Source organism: Kitasatospora sp. NPDC059599 (assembly GCF_042735125.1).
In the GTDB taxonomy this organism is placed as follows: Bacteria; Actinomycetota; Actinomycetes; order Streptomycetales; family Streptomycetaceae; genus Kitasatospora.
On record NZ_JBHWCL010000002.1, the window covers coordinates 190,195 to 195,011 of the forward strand.

A 4,817-nucleotide genomic window follows, 5' to 3' on the forward strand; every position below is an offset into this window, starting at 1 on the left:
GGGGGGCGGGGGTCGGGGGGGGCCCGGGGCGGGGGGGGGGGGGGGGGGGGGGGGGGGGGGGGGGGGGGGGCCGGGGGCGGGCGGGCCTCCCCCCCCCCCACGACCCACGGTGGCTCGGCTCGGCTACAGCATGACCAGCAGCTTGGTGCCCGGCACCAACTTCCGGTTGACGGAGGTCGACTGGACGAACACGGTGTACGACGGGTTGTCGCCCGGCTTCACCGCGACCTCCGACGCCGGCAGGCCGAGCAGTCGGCGGGCCGCCGGACCGGAGAACACCTTGCCCGTCATCCGGCCGGTGGCCGGGTCCTTCTCCGCCACGGCAAGCTGCTTGCTGCCCTGGATCTTCTCCCGCTTGGACAACTCGTAGTAGGCGCAACCGGTCTTGTACGCGTGCCCGGTGCGGGTGACGAACTCGCGGATCGGCGCCTGCTCGTCGACCGGGACCAGGACGTACTTGCCGGCGTCCAGGGCGTCGAGGCTGGCCGCCACGTCGGCGGTGTTCAGGTCCTGGCCCATGGTGAAGAGGTTCCTGGTGCCGCGCACGCCCTTCTCCCGGCCCCGCAGGAAGCTCGTGGCCGCCGTCTTGACGGTGCCGATGGCCTCCTCGACGCCCTTGGTGGAGTCCGCGTCCCAGATCGCGATGTTCCCCGCCGGGAAGCCGTACTCCTGGGCGGTGCGCTTGGCCAGGGAGTTGGGGACGAGGATCGCCGAGGTCCAGTGGTCGGGCAGGCCGTCCATGGCGCCCTGGATGCGGCCCATCCACTCGTGCAGGACGGCCTTGCCCGGGCCTGCCCCCATGCGGGTGTGCATCTTGCCGATCCGCGAGTAGCCGGAGGCGTTCTCCTCGCCGTCCGTCACGACGACCTGGAGGAAGGAGTGCTCCCCGTAACCCTCCCAGATGTTCTTCAGGTCGTCGACGGACTTCACGGCCGCCTCGATCAGCGCCGTCGCACCGCTGTCGACCTTGTAGAGGCCGCGCAGGGACGGCAGGTGCTTGACGTCCATGTCCCAGACCAGGTTGTGCACCTCGTGGTCGAAGGCGTAGAGGCTGATGCGGGTCTCGTGGCCGAGCCGGTCGGACTCCTCCTGGAGGCCCTTCACGAATTCGTCCACCACGCGGACGAGCTGCGCCTCGTGCTGGCGCATCGAACCGGACTTGTCGACGACGAGCGAGACGTGGTTGACCTTGTGCTTGATCCTGTTCGCGGCCATTCCGCTACCCCTTTTCCAACGCCCTTGTGGCGCCATTTCCGGCGCCTTTCCAGCGCGCCCCTCCGACGTTGGTTCCACACTACGGCGAGGCACTGACAATCCGCCCTGACCTGGGAGTTCACCCCGGCTGTCCGGAAATTGACGGTCGAACGGGATGCACGGGCGAGGCGTTTCCCAGGCCCGACGCCGGGGCGTCCCGCGCGAATTCCCCCGGCGGCAGCGGGACGAGGGATCACGGCGGGTTCCGCACCGCACTTCCGAGCCGCGGTTGGGCACCGCGCCGCCGAACCGTGGTTCCGAGCAACGGCAACGGCCGAATTCGGCCGACTGTGCTCCGCGGAGCGGATTTTGGGGAAGAATCCCCCGCAAGCCGAGGGGGGAAGGGGTCAGGGATGGGGATCTTCAGCCGCAAGCGCCGGGACGACCGGGCGCCCGCACCGCAGGACGCACCGCAGGACGCACCGCAGGCCACGGTGCAGGACGCTGCGCACGAGCCGCCGCAGGACGCACCGCACACGCCGCCGCACGAGGTACCGCAGGACGCCCTGCGGGGCCTGCCGGCGGGCGGCACCACGCGTCCGGCCGGGCCGCAGGACCCGGTGCTGCCGCCCGCCGGGCCGGGTGGCTCCTGGATCTACGAGGTGGCCGGGGAGTACTCCTCGGACAGCTGGGCGCCGCCCGAGTCGATCAGGCGCTGGTGGGAGGTGGACCGCGACGGCAACGTCGTCGGCGAGCCCGTCGAGAACGAGCACTTCGGACCGCCCCGGGACGACCTCACCCGCGCGACCGACCCGGACGGGCCGCTGGGCTGGCTGACCGACACCGAGACGGTGGTGCGAGGCTGGCTGGCCGTCGCACTCGAACGGATCGTCGAGGACGTCGAGATCCACTGGCTCAAGGTCATCGACACCCCGGTCGTGCTGGCCGGCGACGACGTATCGGACTTCGCCCCGCCGGACTTCACCCAGGACCCGCCCTCCCGGATCGGCGTCGCCGTCCCGGTCGGTTTCGGGGGCCAGGTGGAGGGCCACGACCCGGCGGTGGCCTGGGGCCTGCTGTTGTGGGTGATGGTGCCCGGCGACCGGGAGGGGGAGACCCTGCAGAACGTCTGGCTCCGCTACGAGATCGGGGCGGACCGCGCAGCCGAGAGCCTGCGCATCGTCCTCCAGGCCCCGGACATCCAGTTCTGAGACCCGCCCGGTGAGGCACCGGAGTCGGCACCAGCACCGGCACCGGCACCAACACCAACACCGGTTCCGACACCCGATCCGACACCCGATCCGGCACCGGTTCCGGAACCGACCACCCACACCGGCCGTGGCCATGGCGCCGATCGGACACGACCGACCCGGACCGGAACAGGCCCGACCTTGCCCGGGCCGGGCGAAGCGGACGGGACCGGCGGAACGCTTTCGGTCCCGGACCGCAATCCTGTCGGTCCCGCTCGTCATGCCCTCCGGCACACTCCGTTCCTATCGTGAGGCCACCGGAGTTCGCCGGACGCACCCGGTGCCCGAGGCACCGCCCGACCCGTGCCCGACCTGCCGTGCCGCGCAGGTCGGGGCGCGGGCGCCGGCCCGCCCGCCACCTCCGGCTTCCCATCGCTGTCGAAACCCGAGGTGCCGCATGACCGTCCTGACCACGCTCTCCGCCGGGAGCGCCGTGCGCCGGCTGACCATCGTGGGCCCGCACGGCCTCGTCGAACTGGCCCTGCCCGTCGCGGTGCCGATCACCAGGCTGCTCCCGATGGTGCTGCGGTACGTCGCCGGGCCCGAGGCCGGCGAACGCACGTGGGTGCTGCGGCACCCCGGCGGTCCGGAGCTCGACCCCGAGGGCACGCCCCTGTCCCTCGGCCTGGCCGACGGCGACGTGCTGCACCTGCTGCCCGCCTCCGTGGACTGAGCGGCGGGCTCCACCGGCCGCGGCCCGGCGCCGTCAGCCCGTCAACCCCTCGGCGGTCCACCGGGACCGGGGGTCGTCACAGCCGCCGACGCCGAGCCGTTCGCCGTAGCCCTGCTCGACGAGGCAGCCGCCCCGGTGGGCGTGGAGCCGCAGCCGGGTGGTGGCCCGCCCGTCCGACGGGTCGCCCCCCGGGGGCCCCAGGGGGGTGAAGGCGTCCACGACGCTCCACCGCTGGCCCCCGTCCTGCTGCGCCTCGTCGGGCAGCTCGTACGCGAGGTAGACCGAACCGTCCTGGTCGGCGGTGAGCACCAGGGCCGCGGGCGCGTCCTCGTCCGTGCCCACCAGCAGGGACCGGACGACCACCTCGTCCTCCGACACCGGCCGGACGGACCATTCCTGGCTCTCCTCCGCGCTCTCCGGCATGGCGATCACGGCGGCGCCCTCGGCCGCGCGGGAACCACCGACTCCGGCCGCCGTCATCCTCAGCGCCGCCGGCCGGGACGTCAGGGTGCCGACCCCGCCCGGCTGCCCGACAGCGCCGGACTGCCCGGCCCCGCCCGGCTGCCCGGCCCCGCCCGGCTGCCCGGCCTTGCCCGGCTGCCCGGGGTCGGACCCGGGCCGCCAGGGTGCGACCCCCGGCAGAGCCACCTGCCTGCCGGTCCGGCCGACCGGCTCACGCAGGAGAGATCCGTCGCGGTCACCCGGCCGCTCCGGGCCGATGACGGCGGTGGATGGCGGCGCTTCCGTGCTCGGCGCCACCGGGCTCCCCTGACGCGCCACCAGGAAGCAGGTGAGCAGGGCAAGCGCTGTGGTGGTCTGCGCGGCGGCGCGCGCGGGACTGTGGGACAACTGGACTTTCCTCCCCGGCGGTTCGAGCGGTGCGGTACGGCTCCCGGGCCGCCGGCCGGTCCGGCCGACCGAGGTCCGCTCCGCCCGTAACCGACGCAGACCGGAGTCGGTTACGGGCGGCGACGATTACGGTGTCGACGGTTACGGTCCCGGCGGTACGACCGGTGTCGGCGGTACGACCGGTGACGCCCGGAGTCGGCCGACGGCCGGGCCGGGCGCGGGCGGCGGCCCGGAAGCCAGGTCCGATCAGACGGCGGTCGGTGCGGCGGTCGACGCGTCGGTCGGTGCGGCGGCCAGCGTGGCCCGGATCGACGTCATCACGGTGGCATCGGTCAAGGTGGTGGTGTCGCCGACTTCGCGGCCTTCGGCGATGTCGCGCAGGAGGCGGCGCATGATCTTGCCGGAGCGGGTCTTGGGGAGTTCGCCGACGACCTTGATCTGCTTGGGCTTGGCGATGGGGCCCAGGGTGCGTCCGACGTGGGCGCGCAGTTCCTCGACGAGTTCGGGGCTCTCGGTGGCGCCCCCGCGCAGGATGACGAAGGCGACGATGGCCTGGCCGGTGGTGGCGTCGGTGGCGCCGACGACGGCGGACTCGGCGACGGAGGGGTGGCCGACGAGGGCGGACTCGACCTCGGTGGTGGAGATGTTGTGGCCCGAGACGAGCATGACGTCGTCGACGCGGCCGAGCAGCCAGATGTCGCCGTCCTCGTCCTTCTTCGCGCCGTCGCCGGCGAAGTAGCGGCCTTCGAAGCGGGACCAGTAGGTGTCGATGTAGCGCTGGTCGTCGCCCCAGATGGTGCGGAGCATGGAGGGCCAGGGTTCGGTGAGGACGAGGTAGCCGCCGGAGCCGT

The 4,817-nt window shown here is 73.2% G+C and carries 4 protein-coding genes and 1 pseudogene; 2 read left to right on the plus strand and 3 right to left on the minus strand.

All coding sequences use genetic code 11. From position 1 onward, the window contains the following. Window positions 1-123: 123 nt before the first annotated feature. Window positions 124-1,215, minus strand: a complete 1,092-nt coding sequence (locus ACFV04_RS01855) for a vWA domain-containing protein (RefSeq protein WP_380526114.1) — start codon at window positions 1,213-1,215, stop codon at window positions 124-126. Window positions 1,216-1,607: 392 nt separating this feature from the next. Between ACFV04_RS01855 and ACFV04_RS01860 the strand changes: the two genes are divergently transcribed. Together ACFV04_RS01860 and ACFV04_RS01865 are read left to right on the plus strand one after the other, a co-directional pair. Next, the gene (locus ACFV04_RS01860) at window positions 1,608-2,405 is read left to right on the plus strand and encodes a hypothetical protein (protein WP_380526116.1); all 798 of its coding nucleotides are present in this window, start codon (window positions 1,608-1,610) and stop codon (window positions 2,403-2,405) included. Between the two features lie 436 nt (window positions 2,406-2,841). After that, window positions 2,842-3,117, plus strand: a complete 276-nt coding sequence (locus ACFV04_RS01865; RefSeq protein WP_380333999.1) for an EsaB/YukD family protein — start codon at window positions 2,842-2,844, stop codon at window positions 3,115-3,117. Between the two features lie 33 nt (window positions 3,118-3,150). Here the strand turns inward: ACFV04_RS01865 and ACFV04_RS01870 are convergent, their stop codons facing one another. Both ACFV04_RS01870 and ACFV04_RS01875 read right to left on the minus strand, forming a co-directional pair. Next, complete coding sequence (locus tag ACFV04_RS01870; protein WP_380526118.1) at window positions 3,151-3,966, minus strand: hypothetical protein; 816 nt, start codon at window positions 3,964-3,966, stop codon at window positions 3,151-3,153. Window positions 3,967-4,212: 246 nt separating this feature from the next. Further along, window positions 4,213-4,817: pseudogene (locus tag ACFV04_RS01875) on the minus strand (acetyl-coenzyme A synthetase); the annotation flags it as partial.

Bases quoted from the DNA above. Each gene is read 5' to 3' on its own strand.
- ACFV04_RS01865 (WP_380333999.1), top strand. From the start codon at position 2,842: ATGACCGTCCTGACCACGCTCTCCGCCGGGAGCGCCGTGCGCCGGCTG.
- ACFV04_RS01855 (WP_380526114.1), bottom strand. From the start codon at position 1,215: ATGGCCGCGAACAGGATCAAGCACAAGGTCAACCACGTCTCGCTCGTC.
- ACFV04_RS01860 (WP_380526116.1), top strand. From the start codon at position 1,608: ATGGGGATCTTCAGCCGCAAGCGCCGGGACGACCGGGCGCCCGCACCG.